This is a genomic window from Enterococcus sp. AZ095b (genome assembly GCF_051714725.1).
Lineage (GTDB): Bacteria > Bacillota > Bacilli > Lactobacillales > Enterococcaceae > Enterococcus_B > Enterococcus_B pernyi.
This window is the reverse complement of record NZ_JBIOSL010000001.1, coordinates 2595080-2609100: the sequence shown is the minus strand read 5'-3', so window position 1 is coordinate 2609100 and position 14021 is coordinate 2595080. Positions and strand designations below refer to the sequence as shown.

Here is a 14021-nt window from a genome sequence, read left to right as displayed (position 1 = left end):
GAACAAAAAAATGAAAGTGTTCACAAAATTATTTTTAGGAGCATTTGTAGCAACGGCGTTAGGAGTAGTCGGAGGAAGTCAAACAGTCTCGGCAGATTTGGATCAAAACATACCAGGTTCTAATGTTGCGGACACCTTTAAAAATCAAGTGGTGAGAATTGAAAGTGCAATGGATTTGGGAAGGGCGTTGGATTGGGATCAATCTAATCTTGACCAAGTAATCATGTACAATAATACTGGCTCATGGAATCAAAAATGGAATATGTTTTATGATTCTAGTGCTGATACATATACTATCTCAACTGATCCTCACCAGATCAACGGCTATATCAGATCAGCAGAATTGGCTGTATCTGACAAAGTTTTTGATAGTCAAGGAAATCCAAAGATTGCTACGACTGGATTAAAAGTAAATTGGAAACTGTACAGAGTAGGCGATGCTGTGGGTGCTGGTGTTTATGTTTTAAAAAAATGCTGAATCAGGTAAAGTATTGGATCTGGAAAATGGTAGCCCGTACGACACGAAAGGCCTAGTCGCACGTGAAGGATAGGGTACTGGAACTGCTAGTCAACGATTTATTCTTAGAGTAGTAGGTAACCTTTGATCCTTCGCTAGCTGTATTTCATTTAAATCGAAGAAAAACGAAAAAAGACAAAAACAAAAAAGGGGAATAAAAAATGAAAGTGTTCACAAAGTTAATGGTAGGAGCGTTTGTAGTAACGACATTAGGAGTAGTAGGAGGAACCAAACAGTCTCGGCAGGCATAGAAGAAAATATACCAGGATCTAATGTTGCTAACTACTTTAACAACAAAGTTGTAAAGATTCAAAGTGAAATGAATAGAGGAATGGTATTGGATTGGGATCAAAGCAATTTAGACCAAGTGATTATATATAATAGTGCTAACTCATGGAATCAAAAATGGAATATGTTTTATAATTTTGCTACTGAGACGTACACTCTCTCAACTGATCCTCATCAGTTCAACGGGTTTATCAAATCAGCCATCCTTATCTGTATCCGAAAAATCTTTTGATAGCAAAGGAAATCCAAGAATTGCAACGACAGGTCTAAATTCAAATTGGCGATTGTATAAAGTAGGTGTAGATGAACTTTTAGGTGATGGACTTTTTGTATTACAAAATACTGAAACAGGTAAAGTACTGGATATTGAAAATGGGGCTCCTTCACAAGGTCAGAAATTAGTTGCTACCGAAGGAGAGGGTCGTGGTACGTCAAGTCAAAGGTTCCGTATTCATATTGTAGGAAATGTTTAACCATATACAATATATTTGATTTGAAAAAATAGTAAAAAAGACATAAAACAGTTTACCTTGTTTTGTGTCTTTTTATTTTGTGTGATACACACATCTATTATTTAATTTGAAAGCAAAGATAAATGGCTATTTCCGGAATGAAGTTGTGGATTCGTTGCTTGCAATGGATGGCTTTCAAACAGCTGATAGCTGTCTTCTTTTCCTTGACAGATCGCCATGATTTGGCGAACACTGTTCATGCCTTCAACTAATACTCCAAAATTTTGTTCACGATTATAATTATAAACAACAGCAGATGGATGTTTCTTTATTCCCATTTCACGGGCCATTTTTTGGTCTGAGAAAAATGCTTCTTTGACAAATTCAGATTGGCGATCTTCTTTGAACATGTTTAGATCTCCAATTTCTGAAAAAATCGATTCAGAAAGCTGTTGAGAATATGGAATTTTTTTACAACTGACTGCTTCTTGTAAACGGCTAAGAAATTGTCTTCCTTTTTTCTTTCCTTGAAAATGCGCAGCTTTGCAATCTAATGCGGCTGAATAAGTAATGGAAAATAGTTTGTTGCGCTCTTCAAGATTAGTTTGAGAAATCCCGTTAGTCTGCATGACATCCCCGATTGTCTGCAAGTTAACTAGTGGTAGAAAACGAAATTGTACTTTGTCTTTCGGCTTCTTTCCATATTCCTCATCAATAAATTGAACGAGCTGTTGCTCTAAATGAAAGCAGTTTTTCCCCAATGGATTAACAAAAAAATAGATTTCGATCATACGAATCTCCCCCAAATTAGATTCTATGCAAATCATGAATAATATTCACAACGTATAACTTACCAGAAAATCCCGAAAAAATGAACTCATGAGCCTTATGAAAATGATAGAGTTCTAATTTTTGGCCTCAAACATTCGTTGGATTTTATTTTTTGAAGGATGATAAGGAATTCCTTGACGTTGAAGGAAGCGCTCAAATGCTACTTTTCCACTGGCAGCATCAGTGACTTCTAATTCTAATTCATAGTCGTGAAGTTGTTCCCCCCAACTTTCGTCAATGGCTAACAAGCCTTCATCAATAGGAAATTCAACACGCTTAGTCGTCAGTTCTCCGATTTCGAACAATTGATTGGAGTCGATCGATAGCTCATGAAGTTTTTCTAAAACAGCGCCCGTTCGTGGCAGTGTCTGATCCTCGATCATTTTAGTGGCTTCTTGGAGCGTATAGGTGTCTGTTGTTTCCAATTTTCCTTCTGCAGCTGGCGTTTTTAACGTGTACTCCGCATAGGTATCTAATAAGCGGATACGTAAGCCACAACCACGCTGTTTTAATTGGAAATCAGGCGTGTCATAATAAATATTGGTTTGGATATGGAAGGATTCCGTTGTAAGTTGATAGTGCGAAAGCAAACGCGTGTAATCTTCCTTAGCTAGCAATGTTTTAAATTCGATCTCTAACATTTCAGTCATTGGCTTCGCCCCTTTTCTTTTATTTTGCCTAATTTTTTGTTTTTGGTCAACTTCAAAGACAGAAGGTGCAAAAAAACTATGTTTATATGTTAGAATATCTATGAATGTTAACAAAGTAGAGGTATAGATTATGGAACGAGACTGGGAAGAGTTTTTAGCACCTTACGAACAAACAGTATCAGAATTAAAAGTAAAACTAAGAGGAATACGTAAACAATTTAGAGAACAAAATCGCCATGTCCCAATCGAGTTTGTGACGGGGCGGGTCAAACCGGTAGAAAGCATCGTTACCAAGTCTCAATTGCGTCATATCCCAATGGCGCGTTTAGAGGAAGAAATGTCAGACATTGCTGGGCTAAGAATCATGTGTCAATTTGTAGAAGATATCCATCAGGTGGTTGAGATCATCCGTAACCGAAAAGACATGAAAGTATTACAAGAGCGAGATTATATCACCAATAAAAAAGCGAGTGGGTATCGCTCGTATCATTTAGTGATCGAATATCCAGTCCAATTGATCAGTGGTGAAAAGAAAATTTTAGCAGAAATTCAAATTCGAACGTTAGCGATGAACTTTTGGGCAACAATCGAACATTCGTTGAATTATAAATATCAAGGTGTATTTCCGGAAGAAATGAGTGAACGATTACAACGTGCAGCGGAAGCCGCGTATCAACTCGACGAAGAAATGTCGAATATTCGTGAAGAAATCCAAGAAGCACAACGGTTATTCTCACATGGCAGAGGCAAATCTGAAGATGCCTATTATCGCTCATTGATCAATCAAGAGAATAAACATGAGGAGGCAAAAGATGAAGGTAGCGATCGTTCATAACAAGGAGCCCAAAACATTAGCAGTCACCGAACGATTGAAAAATCTTTTGGCTCAAGCAAATATCAAAATCGACGATCAACAGCCAGAGTTAGTGATTTCAGTTGGTGGGGATGGGACGCTATTAGCAGCGTTCCATCAATTTAGCCATGCTTTGAACGATGTGCGTTTTTTAGGCGTCCATACAGGGCATCTAGGCTTTTATACGGACTGGCGGGACTATGAATTAGAAGAACTAGTCGATAGCCTGAAAACTAATCGTGAGCAAAGTGTCAGCTACCCGTTGCTGGACGTTCGAATCAGCTATTTAGATGATAAGCCTGATCAACATTTTTTTGCTTTGAACGAGTCGACAATCAAGCGTTCTAACCGAACGATGGTAGCAGATGTGTATATCAAAAACGAACTATTTGAAAGCTTCCGTGGTGATGGTTTGGCATTATCTACGCCTACCGGATCGACTGCTTATAATAAGAGTGTTGGTGGGGCTGTGATCCATCCAAGTATCAATGCATTTCAATTAGCAGAGATTGCTTCATTGAATAACCGCGTTTTTCGTACGCTAGGTGCGCCGATGGTCATTGCTCAAGATGAATGGGTGGAAATTCGTTTAGAGAATACCGCAGATTATTTGGTGACGATTGATCAATTGGACGTTTCAAAAAATAATATACGAGCCATTTATTATCGGATTGCAGAAGAAAGAATCCACTTTGCTTCTTATCGACATATGCATTTTTGGCACCGTGTGAAAGATGCCTTTATTGGTGAGGTTTAGCAATGGAGTTTACATGGATCTATGAAAAAGAGCAAGCGCAACAAGTAAAATATTTTTTAAAAGAAAAAGGGATCTCCAAAGGGCTACTAGCGAAAATCAAGTTTCAAGGCGGCACGATCATGGTCAATGATCAGGTTGAGAACGTCTTGTTTTCTTTGGCTCAAAATGATAAGGTAACCATTGTGATTCCAGCAGAAGGCGAGCATGAAACGGTTCTTTTAGACGAAACACCGATCGAGATCGTTTATGAAGATGAACACCTCTTAGTCGTCAATAAACCAGCTGGAGTATCCTCGATACCGGCACAATACCATCCTACCGGTACGATGGCGAATCGAGTGAAAGCTTATTATAAACAACAAGGCTATGAAAATCAGGTGATCCACGTAGTGACTAGACTAGATCGAGATACTTCAGGATTGATGCTTTTTGCAAAGCATGGTTTTGCGCATGCAAAATTGGACGTACAGCTTCGCGAAAAGAAGTTCGTCAAAAAATATCAAGCCTTGGTCAGTGGCGATGTGGCTACGTTGAAAGCGCATGGGCAGATCGATTTACCAATTGCTCGTGATATGACATCATTATTAAAACGTAAAGTTTCTTCTACGGGGAAAAGTGCGCAAACGGAATACTGGTTAGAAAACAGATCAGCAGAGATTGCACTCGTTGATATCCAATTGCATACGGGGCGCACGCATCAGATCAGAGTGCATTTTTCTGCGATCGGGTGTCCTCTTTTAGGCGATGACATGTATGGGGGAAGGATGGATCAAGACATAGCTAGACAGGCGTTGCATTGTTATGACTTACAGTTCTATCATCCGTTTACAGAAAAATTATTAGCATTCAAACAGCCTTTAGCAAAAGATATGGCAACAATAGTGAAACGATTTGAAGATTAAGGTGAGGTGAGATTGGTTTGGACGAAAATCAAGAATTAGAGGAAAGATTTGCCCAGTTAGCTCAAGATCTAAGAGAAAACAATATTCAAGATTTTAGAAATAACTTCTTGGAGATGCATATCTACGAACAGGGGCAATTCTATCAATCCCTTAAGGAAGCAGATCGTCAACAGATTTATACCTATCTTTCGCCAAAGGAATTGGCGGATATGTTCGATGTCATTGAAGAAGATAACGAATATATGAAGGAATATTTAGCAGAAATGCGTCCTAGTTATGCTGCGGAAATGCTCTCAGAGATGTATACCGATAACGCGGTCGATTTGTTGAATACATTAGATAAGAAACAAGTGGCGAAATATCTTAGCTTGATGGCAGCAGAAGATGCGAGCGAGATCAAAGACCTCTTGCATTATGAAGATGAAACGGCTGGGGCGATCATGACGACCGAATTTATTTCGATCGTTGCGAACCAAACCGTTCGTTCGGCGATGTATGTCTTGAAAAATGAAGCAGATGTGGCAGAAACGATCTATTACATTTATGTAGTCAATCAGGACAATCAACTTGTTGGGGTTATCTCGTTGCGTGATTTGATCGTCAATGATGATGATGCGATGATCTCTGATTTGATGAGTGAACGAGTATTATCTGTTCACGTAGGCGATGACCAAGAAGATGTGGCACAAACTTTCCGTGACTACGACTTTCTTGCGTTGCCTGTCACGGATTATGATGATCATTTATTAGGGATCGTGACTGTCGATGATATCATTGACGTTATCGATGATGAAGCCGCGAGTGACTATTCTGGATTGGCGGGGGTCAACGTCGAAGAAATCAATGAGAATCCAGTAAAATCAGCTTCTCGCCGCTTACCTTGGTTGATCACTTTATTATTTTTAGGTATGTCAACTGCCTCTTTGATCAGTCATTATGAAGAATTGGTCAGTGAAGCAAGTATTTTAGCTGTCTTTATTTCTTTGATCACAGGGACGGCTGGAAACGCCGGTACACAATCGTTAGCGGTCGCTGTACGTCGCCTAGCGATTTCAGATGAAAAAGATCAGGGCTTTGTTCGGTTGATCGTGGCGGAAGTATTGACGGGTTTAGTGACCGGCGCTGTGACTGGCCTAACGATCTTCTTGATCGTAGGATTTTGGAAGCAGAACTTTATTCTAGGCTTTGTTATTGGTATTGCGATGCTATTTGCGATCACAGTGGCAAATCTTGCGGGAAGTTTGATCCCGATGTTGATGGATCGTTTAGGCTTTGACCCTGCCGTTGCCAGCGGGCCATTTATTACGACCTTGAGTGACTTGACCAGTGTATTGATCTATTTCAATATCGCTTCGTTGTTTATGGGGTATTTTATGTAAGATAATAGAGCTAAAATAGTGTCTGGGACATTAGTCCTCTGTACCACCTAAAACCGAATAAACGGCGGGAACAGAAGTAACCTCTTCGGAAATAAGGCGCCATCCACAAAAATTTGAAGAACAATTTTCGTGGATGGCGCCTTATTTCTCGAGGCTGAACACTTCTGTCCCGACCTCTTATTTTTGTTTATTCAGATAAAGGAACGATTTTGGTGCCGTGGACTTCGTGGACTCCTAAAGCATCAGCAACTACTTGTGCATTTTCTGAAGTGATACCACCACCAGGTAAAATGATGATTCGACCGTCTGCATGAGCGATCAACTGTTTTAAGTGTGCAAAATTATCTTCGATGTTTGTACCGGCAACACCGCCATGTGTCAAGATACGATGAACGCCATGTTCAACCAACCAATCGATGGCTTCGTATTGACGTTCTTGAGGAATCGCATCAAACGCCATGTGGAAGGTGATCTGTAGGCCTTCTGCGGAGTCGATCAAGACTTCCAGTGCTTCTTCATCTAACCAACCAGAAGGAGTCAAGCAACCGATCACTACACCATCAGTTCCTAGTTTTTTGGCTTCAATCAAGTCAGTGTGCATGATTTTCAATTCGATATCATTATAAACAAAATCGCCACCACGTGGTCGGATGATCGTCATGACAGGTACACTTTTTTCATTAGCGTAGCTCAATACTTCTTCAATGACACCAGTACTTGGTGTAGTGCCACCTACTGCTAGGTTGTCACATAATTCGATCCGATTGGCTCCATTTGCGATGGCTAACGGGATCGATGTATAATTCTCCGCACAAAATTCTTTGATCATATTCTTGCTCCTTTATTATGTCTACTTTTGTTGAAATTATACCATAGTTTTTACAGTTGCTAAAGCGCTCTTCAAACGGTAAGATGAAGGGGATAGCATGATAGGCAACATCGGATAACGAATGTTTTTAAAGAAAGTTTTTTATCTTTATATGACTATCTCACTACGTATTTTAAAGGAATGAATAATCACTATGTTAAAGAAAATAGACCAGAGTCGACTATTTTTATCAGAGAATGCCCAAATGTTCCGCTGTCCGTTATGTCAAGCATCCTTTTTATCGACCACGAATGGGCTTATTTGCCAAAAGAATCATCGTTTTGATTTATCTAAAAAGGGAACGTTGTATTTTTTATCTCACGCAATCAAAACCGAATATGATCAAGGTATGTTTGCTCCAAGAAGACGAATGATCCAATCAGGTATGTATCAACCATTGATCGAACAGTTAGCTAAGCATCTACCAAGTGATGCGACTGTTCTAGATGTCGGTTGTGGAGAAGGGAGCTTTTTGGCGGCCATCGATCAATTACAACCATTAAAACAAGCAATTGGCTTTGATATCGCGAAAGAAGGTGTCTATGCAGCCACTGAACAGCCGATGCAAGCATTTTGGTGTGTCGCGGATTTAACGAATTTGCCTTTTGCGGATCAACAATTTTCGACGATATTGAATATTTTCTCGCCTTCTCACTATCAAGAGTTTCAGCGAGTACTTGCAGATGACGGCATGGTATTAAAAGTCGTTCCACAATCAGGCTATTTAAAAGAATTACGCCAAGCTTTTTATCCAGATCAGCCAGAAAAACACCATTATTCTAACGAACGTGTTGTTGACAAATTCATGGAATCAATGGCGTCAGTGGAACGTCAACGTGTGACGTATGAATTTACGATTCCTGAAGAAAATCGCCGTGATCTCTTGGCAATGTCGCCACTGGAATGGCAAGTAGCAAAAGAAATAAAAGAGGCTCTGATGGAAGAACCCCTTAGAAAAATTACAATTGACGTAGAATTGTTAAAAGGAAATAAGAGAAAACGATTCCAATAAGAATATTATAGAGTTAAGGTTGCAAAAAGCGTTTAATGGTGATATAGTAGCAACAAGTTGTTTTTTCATTGGTTTTTATCAGGTTCCTGTTCTGATAAAAGATAGTGAAAAGAGCTTCACTAACGTAACGACTCGCAGTGACTGACACCGAGTTGATACGTTTTTTTTTATGCAAAAATCAAGATTTAGTCTAAAATGGATTTCACATATACATGAGAGGATGAATAGTATGAACCACATCGTTTTATTTGAACCTTTGATTCCTGCAAACACAGGAAACATTGCACGAACATGTGCAGCGACCAACACACCGTTACACTTGATCGAACCACTAGGATTTTCAACAGATGATAAACAGCTGAAACGAGCGGGGCTTGATTATTGGCATGATGTGGATATCACGTATCATGCAGATCTACCAGCATTTATGGCTTACTTAGGTGATAGAAAGTTACATTTGATCTCCAAATTTGCGAATAAAGTATACAGTGATGAAAACTTTGCAGATGGCGAAGAGCATTTCTTTTTGTTTGGGAAAGAAACAACTGGATTACCGGAACCCTTTATGCGCGAGCATGAAGAAAAATGCTTACGTATCCCTATGAATGATACACACGTCCGTTCATTGAATCTATCGAATACAGCGGCAATGATCGTGTATGAGGCATTGCGTCAACAAGGTTTCCCAAATTTAGAGTTAACACATCATTACGAAAATGATAAGCTAGACTAAAGGTTGTAAAGAGAGGTTTCGCTCCTATTAAGAAGACGAAGTTGAGAAAATAGTTTCTCTTGCTGCTCAACCTTCGTTTTGATAGAGTAGGAGCTTCCTTTTGCATTTCCTTGATCGAGGGTGTGGATGAAGTATATTTCGTGAACATCGCTGATCGAAAACAAGACTACATAAACGATAGCACAGTTTTTTTACAGTCGATTTTTAGCGATATTCAATTGGCGAAAGCCTCTATTTTTTAGAAACAAGCTTTTCTACACGGTCCAACAGGAAAATCCTATATGATAGTATATATATACAAGTACGGAGTGAGGAGTCTAACATCTATGGAACTATACTTTACAAGACATGGTAAAACGGAATGGAATCTTGAAAGACGCTTTCAAGGAAGCCAAGGAGACTCACCGTTGTTACCTCAAAGCTATGAGGAGATCAAGACATTCGGCCAAATGGTCAAGTCTGTTCCTTTTGAAGCTATTTATTGCAGTACGGCAAAACGTGCAAGAGATACAGCAAAAGGGATCAATCAAGAATTGGACCATCCGACAGAAATCATTTATACAGATAAATTAAGAGAATTAGGTTTAGGAAAACTGGAAGGACAGTCGATCGAAGAGATGTACAAAAAATTTCCAGAGAACTTACCTAATTTACGAAATCATTTAGATAAATATGATCCAACACCTTTTGAAGGAGAGCCGATCACCGAAGCAATCACGCGGATCGAAGCCGTTGTTGCGGATGCAGTCTGTCAACATCAAGGGCCTATTCTATTTGTAGGGCATGGTGCCTCTTTAACTGCTGCGATCCAGTGGATGACTGGTAAAGAATTAGGTCAGTTACGAGAAATGGGCGGTTTATTCAATAGTAGCTTGACGATTTTAGAAACAGGAGAACCAAACAATCTGTTACCATATGACCTTAAAGTATGGAATCAGGTGGATTTTTTAGGTAATGGACAGCCAGAGCCTTTACTATAAATAAAGGAGGCGGCCTCGATGGAGCCAGAAGAAATGCCTTATTTTGTCGGCACAGTTGCCGCTATCTTTTTTCAAAATCCTAGTAATTTTTATAAAGTATTGCTCATCCAAGTCAGTGAAACAAGTGTTGATTATCGGGAAAAAGAAATTGTCGCAACTGGTAGTTTTGGCGATATCCAAGAGAACGAAGTGTATCGTTTTTATGGTGAGCTAGTTGATCATCCTAAATATGGCAGACAGTTGAAGGTAGAGCGTTACGAACAGGAAAAGCCGACGACAGCCAACGGGATCGTCAACTACCTATCAAGTGACAAGTTTCCCGGTATCGGAAAAAAAACCGCAGAGAAAATCGTGGAACTGCTTGGTGAAGATGCGATTGAAAAAATCATCGAAGATCCTGCGCAATTGCAACAGATTTCAGGTTTAACGAAGCCAAAAAGAGAAATGATTGCTGAAACGATCCGTTTGAATCATGGAATGGATCAAGTGATCATGGGGTTGAACCGTTACGGATTTGGGAGTCAATTAGCCTTTAGTATCTATCAAGCTTACAAAAATGAAGCGTTGGATATCATTCAAGAAAATCCTTACCAATTAGTCGAAGAGATTGAAGGAATCGGCTTTAAACGTGCAGATAACTTAGCTGAACAAATCGGCATTGCTGCTGACTCGCCACGACGCATCAGAGCAGCGATCTTGCACCAGATTTTCCAACAGGCGATCCAAACCGGTGATACCTATGTGCCTGCTGAATCTTTATTGCAGCAGACGATCAAAATCTTGGAATCAAGTCGTCCAATCGAAATCGAACCGGATCAAGTAGCGACTGTCATTATTCAGTTAGTGGAAGAGGGAAAGATCCAACAAGAAGAAACGAATCTATATGAAAATAGTTTGTATTTTTCTGAATGGGGGATTGGCAATTCGATCCAACGCTTGTTGAGTCGAAAAAAGGAAATCAAGTACGAACCAAAAGAAATTAAAAAGAATATTCGACGAATTGAGAAAATGTTTGGTATCCAGTATGGGGATTCACAAGAAGAAGCGATTTCTGAAGCGATTCGCTCACCACTATTTATCTTGACTGGTGGTCCAGGAACTGGAAAAACTACAGTGATCAATGGCATCGTTCATCTGTTTGCAGAGTTAAACGGCTTAGATCTTGATCCGACGAAATATACACAAGAGATTTTTCCGATCCTCTTAGCTGCACCCACAGGACGGGCTGCTAAACGGATGAATGAAACGACTGGCTTGCCAGCTAGTACGATCCACCGGCTTTTAGGTTTGAATGGTCGTGAAAAAACCCCTTCAATCAGCACGAAGGAATTAGACGGTGGCTTATTGATCGTCGATGAAATGTCGATGGTTGATACATGGTTGGCCAATACACTGTTCAAGGCGATCCCTACGAATATGCAAGTGATCTTAGTAGGGGACAAGGATCAGCTACCATCAGTAGGTCCTGGGCAAGTCTTGCATGATCTATTAGAAATCGATCAAATCCCTAAAATCGAATTGAATCAGATCTATCGTCAAGGCGATGGCTCAAGTATCATTCCTTTGGCTCATGAGATCAAAGAAGGAAGATTGCCAGCAGATTTTACGAAAAATCAAAAGGATCGCTCTTTCTTTGCAAGTGATGCGTATCAAATCGAACCATTGATTTCTAAAATCGTGGAAAAGGCGAAAAACAAAGGATTTACTGCACAAGATATTCAGGTGTTGGCACCGATGTATCGCGGTGCAGCTGGTATCGATGCCTTGAATAAAATGATGCAAAATATTTTCAATCCAGGCGGTGGGAATCGGAAAGAAGTTCACTGGAATGATACAGTTTATCGAATCGGGGATAAAGTACTCCATTTGGTCAATACGCCAGAATTAAATGTGTTCAATGGTGACATGGGGGTAATCACGGGAATTGTTTTAGCAAAAGATTCGGAAGATAAGGTGGACGAACTCGTCATCCAATTTGATGCCAATGAAGTGAGTTACAAACGAAATGAATGGAATAAGATCACCCTGTCTTATTGTTGCTCGATCCATAAATCCCAAGGTAGCGAGTTTAAGATGGTGATTTTGCCGATGGTTCATCAATACCAACGAATGCTCCAAAGGAATCTGTTGTATACAGCGGTTACTCGTAGTAAGGAATTATTGATTTTGTTAGGGGAAGAGCAAGCATATTTGACATGTGCAAAAAACGAATCCGCTGTTCGATTGACGACACTGAAGAAGCGGATCGAAGATAACGAAATGACTCTTAATCTGCGTACGAAATTAGCCGCTTATGAAGATTCCTTGACAGGTGATGATCCATTTGAAGAAGGAACGTATTCGGCAGCCATTGAACAAGTGTCTGAGCCAACAAAACAAATAGAGGACCGTAAAGAGGCAACTGACCAAGCGCAGGAAGTTTCGCTTTTTGCCATCGAAGAAGAAAAAAATGAAGTGAAAGAAGCTGAAACGCCAAAATTACCTGATAATTACATTCTCACAACCGAAGCTGTGGAACAGCAATGGATTGATCCAATGATCGGTATGGAGAACATCCGACCATAAACAGGCAACATCAGTTGGAAGTGTGAAGTATCAGCCCAGAAAAGACACCCGAAACGCTAACGTTTCGGGTGTCTTTTCATTGGAAAGGTAGATGCTCCATCTGAAGAACTTCCACAGATCAAGAGGCTGACTGTTCCTCCCTCATTACTATTTTTTCACACCACAATAACTGTGTTTTATTTGTTAGTTGTAAATCAAACGATTGTTTTTCTAAATCTTCCCCATCTTCTTGACCATATTGGGGAATAGTAGAAACAATTCGAAGTTTGCTTGTTGTATAGTGATGGAAATACTTCGAGTGCATTTGTTTCTTCTGTAATAATAAAAGAAGCAACCAAGCGATTTTAAATAGATTTACTCGTTCAACAACCACGAAGTCGATAGTTGGCTTGGTCACATCTGCAGTAGGAACAATCGATACTCCTCCACCAAAATAAGGATGATTAGTTGCCGTACATAGAAAGGCTTTTTTAAAATTCACACGTTTCCCACCAATATCTACAAGAATCGGAAAGCCTTTTTGTGAGAAAAGAACATATAGTAAAGAAAAAATATAAGAAAGCGAGCCTAAATTATACTTATTCAATCGTTTTTTTGCATTGGAATGATTCGTAGTATGAACGATTGCTGCATCTAAACCAATCCCAAAATTATTGAGTGCCAGCCCTTCGCGATCGTTTACTTTTTCTTCATAATGCAACACATTTATTTTTTGTGGTTCTTTGGTTGCTAAAATCGTTTCTAAAGCTTTTTCTGGATCTCTACTTAACCCAATTCCACGAGCAAAGTCATTGCCTGAGCCGGCTGGTATGAAGCCGACAGGAAAAGATACACATAAATGATGAAACGTATTCAGGACTTGATGAAGCGTACCATCTCCTCCAATGACGATGAGAAGTGGGTACCATCCGATAGTATCAGCATCGATATCCTCTTCCCATTCAATGAGGGTATCTTCGGCTAAATGTTCCGCTATAAGGGCATCGTGCCCTTTATATTCACTATAGTGAACCGTATAGGAAAGTTTCTTTTGATCCAAAATTGGTAAAATCTTATCCGCTGTTTTCTTTCCGTTTCCGCTACCAGCAGCTTGGTTGATTAATAGGTGATAATGAAAATTCATTTTTTCCTCCTGGAATGCACCAAAGTATCGTGTACCTGAGTTGAGAAAACAAGTCTTGTCGGGCTCCTTCATGAGTTCTCATTAACATACGATAGCAAGGTGACATAGTCA

Annotated in this window: 13 protein-coding genes and 1 pseudogene; 10 read left to right on the top strand and 4 right to left on the bottom strand. The window is 39.7% G+C overall.

All coding sequences use genetic code 11. From position 1 onward, the window contains the following. Positions 1 to 10 precede the first annotated feature (10 nt). Complete coding sequence (locus IGJ99_RS12520) at positions 11 to 478, top strand: hypothetical protein (RefSeq protein ID WP_438770864.1); 468 nt, start codon at positions 11 to 13, stop codon at positions 476 to 478. A gap of 422 nt (positions 479 to 900) precedes the next feature. Then, complete coding sequence (locus IGJ99_RS12515) at positions 901 to 1278, top strand: RICIN domain-containing protein (RefSeq protein ID WP_438770863.1); 378 nt, start codon at positions 901 to 903, stop codon at positions 1276 to 1278. Between the two features lie 101 nt (positions 1279 to 1379). Here IGJ99_RS12515 and IGJ99_RS12510 read toward each other — a convergent pair whose 3' ends face one another. Together IGJ99_RS12510 and IGJ99_RS12505 are read right to left on the bottom strand one after the other, a co-directional pair. Further along, entirely contained in the window at positions 1380 to 2048 is a 669-nt protein-coding gene (locus tag IGJ99_RS12510) for a DsbA family protein (RefSeq protein ID WP_023520411.1), read from the bottom strand. Between the two features lie 114 nt (positions 2049 to 2162). Then, positions 2163 to 2738 carry a CYTH domain-containing protein gene (locus IGJ99_RS12505; protein WP_010734256.1) on the bottom strand — a complete coding sequence of 192 codons (576 nt, stop codon included), beginning with the start codon at positions 2736 to 2738 and terminating at the stop codon, positions 2163 to 2165. A gap of 130 nt (positions 2739 to 2868) precedes the next feature. Between IGJ99_RS12505 and IGJ99_RS12500 the strand changes: the two genes are divergently transcribed. Genes IGJ99_RS12500 through mgtE form a run of 4 tightly spaced genes read left to right on the top strand, consistent with a single transcriptional unit; the run spans position 2869 to position 6629 of the window. Beyond that, a complete protein-coding gene (locus IGJ99_RS12500; RefSeq protein WP_019722324.1) occupies positions 2869 to 3573 on the top strand; it encodes a GTP pyrophosphokinase in 705 nt (234 codons plus the stop codon). Then, positions 3551 to 4348, top strand: coding sequence for an NAD kinase (locus IGJ99_RS12495; RefSeq protein WP_010734258.1), 798 nt, complete (start codon positions 3551 to 3553; stop codon positions 4346 to 4348). Before IGJ99_RS12500 ends, IGJ99_RS12495 begins: the two co-directional genes overlap by 23 nt. A 2-nt stretch (positions 4349 to 4350) precedes the next feature. Continuing rightward, positions 4351 to 5250 (top strand): RluA family pseudouridine synthase, encoded by a 900-nt coding sequence (locus IGJ99_RS12490; protein ID WP_010734259.1) that lies wholly within the window; start codon positions 4351 to 4353, stop codon positions 5248 to 5250. A 17-nt stretch (positions 5251 to 5267) separates the two neighbouring features. After that, positions 5268 to 6629 (top strand): magnesium transporter, encoded by a 1362-nt coding sequence (gene mgtE, locus IGJ99_RS12485; RefSeq protein WP_010734260.1) that lies wholly within the window; start codon positions 5268 to 5270, stop codon positions 6627 to 6629. 187 nt (positions 6630 to 6816) lie between these two features. Here the strand turns inward: mgtE and IGJ99_RS12480 are convergent, their stop codons facing one another. Next, positions 6817 to 7458 (bottom strand): copper homeostasis protein CutC, encoded by a 642-nt coding sequence (locus tag IGJ99_RS12480; protein ID WP_023520410.1) that lies wholly within the window; start codon positions 7456 to 7458, stop codon positions 6817 to 6819. Positions 7459 to 7651: 193 nt separating this feature from the next. Between IGJ99_RS12480 and IGJ99_RS12475 the strand changes: the two genes are divergently transcribed. The 4 genes and pseudogenes from IGJ99_RS12475 to recD2 form a co-directional block, all read left to right on the top strand. Beyond that, positions 7652 to 8509 (top strand): methyltransferase domain-containing protein, encoded by an 858-nt coding sequence (locus IGJ99_RS12475; RefSeq protein ID WP_041684305.1) that lies wholly within the window; start codon positions 7652 to 7654, stop codon positions 8507 to 8509. A 229-nt stretch (positions 8510 to 8738) separates the two neighbouring features. Next, positions 8739 to 9242, top strand: a complete 504-nt coding sequence (locus IGJ99_RS12470; RefSeq protein ID WP_010734263.1) for a tRNA (cytidine(34)-2'-O)-methyltransferase — start codon at positions 8739 to 8741, stop codon at positions 9240 to 9242. Positions 9243 to 9568: 326 nt separating this feature from the next. Further along, positions 9569 to 10222 (top strand): histidine phosphatase family protein, encoded by a 654-nt coding sequence (locus IGJ99_RS12465; protein ID WP_010734264.1) that lies wholly within the window; start codon positions 9569 to 9571, stop codon positions 10220 to 10222. Between the two features lie 18 nt (positions 10223 to 10240). Continuing rightward, positions 10241 to 12563, top strand: a pseudogene (recD2, locus tag IGJ99_RS12460) (SF1B family DNA helicase RecD2); the annotation flags it as partial. A 342-nt stretch (positions 12564 to 12905) separates the two neighbouring features. Here the strand turns inward: recD2 and IGJ99_RS12455 are convergent. Continuing rightward, entirely contained in the window at positions 12906 to 13910 is a 1005-nt protein-coding gene (locus IGJ99_RS12455) for a diacylglycerol/lipid kinase family protein (RefSeq protein ID WP_010734266.1), read from the bottom strand. Positions 13911 to 14021: the final 111 nt, after the last annotated feature.

Coding starts and splice junctions, on each gene's coding strand:
- IGJ99_RS12520 (WP_438770864.1), top strand. CDS start 11: ATGAAAGTGTTCACAAAATTATTTTTAGGAGCATTTGTAGCAACGGCG.
- IGJ99_RS12510 (WP_023520411.1), bottom strand. CDS start 2,048: ATGATCGAAATCTATTTTTTTGTTAATCCATTGGGGAAAAACTGCTTT.
- IGJ99_RS12505 (WP_010734256.1), bottom strand. CDS start 2,738: ATGACTGAAATGTTAGAGATCGAATTTAAAACATTGCTAGCTAAGGAA.
- IGJ99_RS12500 (WP_019722324.1), top strand. CDS start 2,869: ATGGAACGAGACTGGGAAGAGTTTTTAGCACCTTACGAACAAACAGTA.
- IGJ99_RS12495 (WP_010734258.1), top strand. CDS start 3,551: ATGAAGGTAGCGATCGTTCATAACAAGGAGCCCAAAACATTAGCAGTC.
- IGJ99_RS12490 (WP_010734259.1), top strand. CDS start 4,351: ATGGAGTTTACATGGATCTATGAAAAAGAGCAAGCGCAACAAGTAAAA.
- IGJ99_RS12480 (WP_023520410.1), bottom strand. CDS start 7,458: ATGATCAAAGAATTTTGTGCGGAGAATTATACATCGATCCCGTTAGCC.
- IGJ99_RS12475 (WP_041684305.1), top strand. CDS start 7,652: ATGTTAAAGAAAATAGACCAGAGTCGACTATTTTTATCAGAGAATGCC.
- IGJ99_RS12470 (WP_010734263.1), top strand. CDS start 8,739: ATGAACCACATCGTTTTATTTGAACCTTTGATTCCTGCAAACACAGGA.
- IGJ99_RS12465 (WP_010734264.1), top strand. CDS start 9,569: ATGGAACTATACTTTACAAGACATGGTAAAACGGAATGGAATCTTGAA.
- IGJ99_RS12455 (WP_010734266.1), bottom strand. CDS start 13,910: ATGAATTTTCATTATCACCTATTAATCAACCAAGCTGCTGGTAGCGGA.